6 protein-coding genes are annotated in these 5,465 nt (G+C 43.8%); 5 read left to right on the top strand and 1 reads right to left on the bottom strand.

The features are described 5' to 3' along the window. Positions 1-364: 364 nt before the first annotated feature. Together Q8O92_07945 and Q8O92_07940 are read left to right on the top strand one after the other, a co-directional pair. Positions 365-595 carry a hypothetical protein gene (locus Q8O92_07945; protein ID MDP2983245.1) on the top strand — a complete coding sequence of 77 codons (231 nt, stop codon included), beginning with the start codon at positions 365-367 and terminating at the stop codon, positions 593-595. Then, positions 558-968 (top strand): DUF2335 domain-containing protein, encoded by a 411-nt coding sequence (locus Q8O92_07940; protein MDP2983244.1) that lies wholly within the window; start codon positions 558-560, stop codon positions 966-968. The genes Q8O92_07945 and Q8O92_07940 overlap by 38 nt, the downstream gene beginning before the upstream one ends. A gap of 61 nt (positions 969-1,029) precedes the next feature. Here the strand turns inward: Q8O92_07940 and Q8O92_07935 are convergent, their stop codons facing one another. Continuing rightward, on the bottom strand, positions 1,030-2,346 hold the full coding sequence (locus Q8O92_07935; protein MDP2983243.1) for a ferric reductase-like transmembrane domain-containing protein: 1,317 nt from the start codon (positions 2,344-2,346) through the stop codon (positions 1,030-1,032). A 201-nt stretch (positions 2,347-2,547) separates the two neighbouring features. Here Q8O92_07935 and Q8O92_07930 point away from each other — a divergent pair, with 201 nt between their 5' ends. The 3 genes from Q8O92_07930 (at position 2,548) to Q8O92_07920 (ending at position 5,161) form a co-directional block, all read left to right on the top strand. Beyond that, positions 2,548-3,468 carry an aldolase gene (locus tag Q8O92_07930; protein MDP2983242.1) on the top strand — a complete coding sequence of 307 codons (921 nt, stop codon included), beginning with the start codon at positions 2,548-2,550 and terminating at the stop codon, positions 3,466-3,468. Between the two features lie 357 nt (positions 3,469-3,825). Further along, entirely contained in the window at positions 3,826-4,020 is a 195-nt protein-coding gene (locus Q8O92_07925) for a hypothetical protein (GenBank protein MDP2983241.1), read from the top strand. Between the two features lie 166 nt (positions 4,021-4,186). Next, complete coding sequence (locus Q8O92_07920; protein ID MDP2983240.1) at positions 4,187-5,161, top strand: WG repeat-containing protein; 975 nt, start codon at positions 4,187-4,189, stop codon at positions 5,159-5,161. Positions 5,162-5,465: the final 304 nt, after the last annotated feature.

Genomic DNA, 5,465 nt, shown 5'->3' with positions numbered 1-5,465 from the left:
AATGTATCAATCATCCGCGTTCTTGTGTTTCTTGTAAATCACACTTCAAGGTGACCGAAACACCATTTTGAAAGTTTAATACATGGCCATTTTCACAATTCTCAGGCAGCAAAAAAAAATTTATGAATAATCCGGGTTAGATAACGGCAGTAAAGATTATAGTTGTGATTATAAATGATTTTAATTGATGTCAAATATATCACCTGATAAAGATTATGAAACAATTTGACAATAAATTTGTGTAAAGCAGTATGTGAATTGACTTGACAACTACATTGATAGAAAATACCATTTCAACCAATCAAAATCTTGACAAACATAGGCTCTCTTTATATATTAAACGACTTCTACTCGGGAGAATACCATGACAGACTTCCTTTTTTCCATGCCTAGTTTCATCGGCGGGATGGCATCAGTCCTCGATCTCGGTTCAACTTTAACGGTGTATAATGAGTCGCCAACACCGGAAATGGCTGATGCTATTGCAATTTACAATGACTGGAAGACGATTGGGAATGATATGCGCTCTGTATTCTGCCAGATAAAGGAATCCCAGGATGGCGAAACCCAAGCACGCCTTACAGGCACAAAATAAACTATTCCTGCAATCCCTGAGTTTTTCGGGCCCCCTTCCTCCGCCAGGAGCATTCGAACACTACAATGCAGTCCTTCCCGGCGCGGCGGAGCGTATTCTTTCGATGGTCGAAAGCCAAACAGGACACCGACAAAAGATAGAAATAATGGCGATGAAACAAAACTCCCGCAATAGTATGTTCGGTACTGTATTTGCTTTTTTTCTTGGTGTTACAGGATTAATTGCTGGCGCCTATTGTATTCTACAAGGACATGATGAAGCCGGGGCAACCATAGGAGGAGCCTCTCTTGTCTCACTGGTTAGTGTATTCATATATGGTACACGTTCCCGCCGAAAAGAACGTGAGGAAAAAGCCCGTACGATGATGCAGTGAACCCGTTATACCCCGAAGTTGTTGTTGGATTTTTTTTCTTCAATTCATTCAATGGTTCCTCTCAAAGTGAAAATGCCTCGCTCCGAAGCTGGTTTTTTTTAACTCCCATATCGTGAAGGATACGTATTAACCCCTTCATCATAGTCGGGGGGCAGCAGATATAGAAGGCCCTGCCGTCAAAATCTTTTACCTGTCGAATCAGTGTTTCAAGGTTGATGCGGCCATGTTCCCCATTCCATTCCGGACCGGGATTACTCAGGATATGGACAGTTTTGAGCAGGGGGAAACCACGTTTCTCCATGTCGGCAAGCTCCTGACGGAATATGATGTCCTGCTCTGTCCGGTTGGCGTAGATGAGGAGAGCGGGGTATTCCGCGCGTGAGTCGCGCATGAATCGAAGCATGCTCATGATGGGAGTGATGCCGACCCCTCCCGCAATAAAAACAAAATCCCGGTCTTCCGGAAAGAACATGTTGGAAAATCTGCCGAACGGAGCTTCTATAGAGGCGGTGTCTCCCGGCTTTGTATGACCGATGAGAGAGGTGAAGTCCCCCGATTCCTTGATGGTGGAGGCGACATATCCTTTCTGAGCGGGACTGGATGAGATGGTGAAATGATGCTCTTCTTCCGGAAGTCCCTGCTCCCGATGAAGCGTAATGTACTGAAACTGTCCGGGTTTATAGTCAAAAAGGTTTCTTCCATTCTGAGGAGTAAAAGTGATTGTCCAAACATTGGGTGTTTCCCGGATAACCGAGTCGACACGATAGCGTTTCTTTCTAAGGGAAGCCGGAACAATGAATTTGTGATAGCTGTAAAACGAGAGTGCGATAGCCAGAAAGATAAACCATAGGAATTGCACAGGCACGAGACGGAGATTACGGGTAATCATGGTAAAACTGTGTGAAAAAGCCAAGACAAGAAGCAACCCCCCGACGCTATTGTGAGTGAAGCGCCATTTTTCAAACTCGAAGCGCAGGTTCAGACGGAAAATGTCGGTCAGCACTTGAATAGCTAAGAGCACGAGAGCGGCCTTTCCCAGCCAGATATACCAGGGAACGGAAAGGGAAAAGAGCAGCCAAAAGCTTCCGGCGCCGATGGAGAGTAGAACAGGGTGGCTGAGCAGGAGAATAAAAGCCAGCACCGCCATATATCTGTGGAAACTAAAAATCCGGCCCATACCGTACGGACGCTCCATCCATTTCACCCGTGAGGAAAGCACAAATTGCATGGCTATGATAGTAAATGCTGTGAGCGCAAAAGCTTTCCCTAGCTCATAGACAATGGTATGGCCGGTATGAATCCCGGCAAAGAGGACGATGATCAGGGGGCTGAAAACAACGAAGAGATATACTGCAATGAAGAAGAAAGTAAAAATCATGGAATGTTTCCTCCGTTAAAGAATAGAAGAAGGACGGAAAAGCGATAACTGCATGTAAAGAAAATATAGTATTTTTTTTAAAAAAAAGTATTTACCAAATTGACGAAATATGGTAAATTATGATATAATTTCATTTACACAATATTATGACCATATATTGCCATCATGGCTTTCCTTCCTTGCTGAATAAGGAGAACTGGAATGAATTCAACCAACGCTTCCGAAGTAAAAATCCCGCTCGATGTCCCCGGGGAATCCAAAGATATCTATCGTCAAAATTATCTTCATATCACCCATGGGAAAAATCGCCTCATGCTTTTTGCCGGAGACCAGAAGGGGGAGCATCTGAATGATGATTTTTACGGACCGGGAATAGCCCTTGACGATAATGATCCCGAACACCTATTCCGTATCGCCGGAGGGGCGCATATTGGCGTTTTTGCTGCTCAACTCGGTCTGATCGCACAATATGGGATGGATTATCCTCATGTTCCTTACCTGGTAAAATTAAATTCGAAAACCAACCTGGTGAAAACACAGCAAGCAGAGCCGTTCAGCCAACAGTGGCTTGATGTTGAGCAGGTGGTGGAACTTCGTGACAATTCCGGAATTTCCATCCATGCGGTAGGATACACCGTGTACCTGGGCAGTGAATACGAAGCGGAAATGCTCCAGCAGGCGGCTCAGATTGTTAATACAGCGCATTTTTACGGGCTGGTGACGGTCCTCTGGATTTATCCGCGCGGGAAAGCGATTACCGATGAAAAATCACCTCACCTCATTGCCGGTGCGGCTGGAGTGGCGGCGTGTCTTGGCAGCGATTTTGTAAAGGTCAACGCTCCGAAAAAAGAGGGTATGGATTCAAGCGAAGCGTTAAGGGAAGCGGTCCAGGCTGCGGGCAGAACCAGACTTGTATGCGCCGGGGGTGAGGCGATGAATGAGGAACAATTTCTCCGGAACCTTTATGACCAGATACATGTAGGAGGAGCATCGGGTAATGCCACCGGCCGTAACATTCATCAGAAACCGCTTGATAAGGCAATAAGTTTCTGTAATGCCATCTATGCCATCACAGTGGAAAATGCCGAATTGATGGAGGCGCTTAAAATTTTAGGAAGATAGGGACAACGTATAGTTTTATGTGTAAAATAGTACAGGTATAATGGATTTTTACGGAATAGCAGGCAGCATTCCTTGCTTTTTCAATGCCTGGGCACGAAGAAATTTATCAGGAGATTGAAACGAATAAGAAAAACAGATGAGCGTGTTGCTTTCTGCAACATGTGATAAAAGAATTTATTATTCATTTTCTGTAAAAAGAGACAATGCTATGATTAGGAACAGGTTAGAAATTTTTTATAAAACTAACTTTCACATTGACACATCTCAGACGTTCAAACATATTACACCTACGCTTGACAGAAAGTTCAACTCTCCCCATTAATTCTCGCAAATCGAATTATATCAAGGACTTGTGCTATGGCGCTTCTTTCTCTTGAAGAACTGTCCAGGGAACTTGCTGTTCCTTTGGAATTCATAACCGAACTGATAAAAAGGGAGATTATCACTCCGTATGGAGGGAAAGCCCGTCTGGGAGAACCGAGGTTTTCTGTGAACGCGGTTCCAGAAATTCGAGCAAAAATCAGCAGCTATATTCCCCGCACCACGATGTGAAGCAGAACTATTTTAGAATCCGCTAAAAACGCTCACCGTTTTTTTTTATTGAAACCTGAACGCCGATACTATCTTATTAAAAAAGTGAACAATTGAACAGATTATCTGATTTGTCAGGATTCGCATGATTTGTATCGTGTTAATCCTGATATTCACAGGAGAAATCATGACAGAAAGAATAACAAGAGCGGTCGTTTTATGTTTGGCGGCTGTCACTATGATTGGAAGCCAAGCGATTTATGCCGCTAATCTGCCTGTTCTTTTTAAGATATTTGATGGCAATAGGTATGGATTTATAAATGTCGCCGGGAAAGTGATAGTCAAACCCTCATTCAATGAAGCGGGTGATTTTTTCGAAAACCTCTGCGCGGTAAGGGTGAATGACAAGTGGGGTTTCATCAATGCCGGCGGGAAGATGGTAATTTTCCCCCAGTTCGATTTGGCCAGATCATTCACCGAGGGCTTGGGGCTTGTGAACATGAAAGGAAAGTTCGGCTTCATTGATAGAACCGGTAAAACAATCATCCCTCCACAGTTTACCATGGCCTGGGGGTTCACCGATGGGGTCGCCCGTATCTGGGCCGATTCACTGTTCGGGTATGTTGACCGTACCGGCAAGATTTTTGTGAAACCCCAGTATCGGGATGCCGGTAAATTTGCCGAAGGATTGGCCGCAGTTAAAGTGAATGACAAGTATGGTTATATCGATAAGGCCGGAAATATAGTGATACCACCACGTTTTACCTTTGCCTTCATGTTTGCCGAAGGACTTGCCCCGGTTTCTGATGGTAAGTACGGATTCATCGATAAAACGGGGAAAAACATAATACCTTTTCGTTTCGATCAGGCGCTCAATTTTTCCGAAGGGCTGGCTCCGGTAGTAATGAACGGGGAATACGGATTCATAGACAAAACAGGGAAAATGATTGTCCCACCTCAATTCGACTCCGCCTGGAATTTCTCCGAAGGGTATGCGGTGATCAAAAACGGGGATAAGTACGGTTATATAGATCGTGACGGCCGTTTGGTCATCAAGCCTCAGTTCGAGGATGCAAAAGTATTTTCCAATGGTATCGCACTGGTGAAAACCGAAGGTAAATGGTGCTATATCAATAAAGCGGGGAAGTTTGTGTATAAATAAGGTCTTTTCCAAATTATACATGACGACATAAATAATTGCGCATGTTTTGAGTGTTTAGATCCTGAAACGAGTTCAGGATGACACGTGTCATGCCGAACTTGTTGCCGCTTCGCGGGAACGATGCAAGCGCAGCGCATCTTTTAGCCCGGATTATTCGTAAAATTGTCATTTCAATTTTTTACATAAATATCAATCACTTACCATACATTACAAAATAAAGCTTATCCTCTTGTATAACAAGAAGTAATGAAAAAGTATTAAAGAATTATCACCGCCTATTTTTCTAAAAAGAAATTACAGATAG

Source organism: Candidatus Latescibacter sp. (genome assembly GCA_030692375.1).
Taxonomy (GTDB): domain Bacteria; phylum Latescibacterota; class Latescibacteria; order Latescibacterales; family Latescibacteraceae; genus JAUYCD01.
This window is presented reverse-complemented; position numbering and strand designations above follow the sequence as displayed.

What these genes read in the sequence shown, in the direction of transcription:
- Q8O92_07945 (MDP2983245.1), top strand. Translation starts at nt 365, where the DNA reads ATGACAGACTTCCTTTTTTCCATGCCTAGTTTCATCGGCGGGATGGCA.
- Q8O92_07940 (MDP2983244.1), top strand. Translation starts at nt 558, where the DNA reads ATGGCGAAACCCAAGCACGCCTTACAGGCACAAAATAAACTATTCCTG.
- Q8O92_07935 (MDP2983243.1), bottom strand. Translation starts at nt 2,346, where the DNA reads ATGATTTTTACTTTCTTCTTCATTGCAGTATATCTCTTCGTTGTTTTC.
- Q8O92_07930 (MDP2983242.1), top strand. Translation starts at nt 2,548, where the DNA reads ATGAATTCAACCAACGCTTCCGAAGTAAAAATCCCGCTCGATGTCCCC.
- Q8O92_07925 (MDP2983241.1), top strand. Translation starts at nt 3,826, where the DNA reads ATGGCGCTTCTTTCTCTTGAAGAACTGTCCAGGGAACTTGCTGTTCCT.
- Q8O92_07920 (MDP2983240.1), top strand. Translation starts at nt 4,187, where the DNA reads ATGACAGAAAGAATAACAAGAGCGGTCGTTTTATGTTTGGCGGCTGTC.